General features: G+C 70.8%; 1 protein-coding gene. It reads right to left on the bottom strand.

The window, feature by feature from the left end; translation table 11 throughout:
• Positions 1-202 (bottom strand): acyltransferase domain-containing protein (locus IO33_RS45550; protein WP_037687717.1); only part of this gene is annotated, 202 nt, incomplete at both ends.

Genomic DNA, 202 nt, shown 5'->3' with positions numbered 1-202 from the left:
GGCGACCATCGCCCCGCCCACGGGCAACGCCTGCATCAGCGCCGCACGCGCCGACACCAGCTTCGCCGCGTCCTCCAGCGACAGCACACCCGCCACATGCGCGGCCGCGATCTCACCCACCGAGTGACCAGCCACAAAGTCCGGCCGCACACCCCACGACTCCAACAGCCGGAACAACGCCACCTCGACCGCGAACAACGCC

Source organism: Streptomyces durhamensis (assembly GCF_000725475.1).
Lineage (GTDB): Bacteria > Actinomycetota > Actinomycetes > Streptomycetales > Streptomycetaceae > Streptomyces > Streptomyces filipinensis.
Note: the sequence above shows the minus strand (reverse complement) of the source record. Positions and strands in the feature narration are given on the sequence as shown.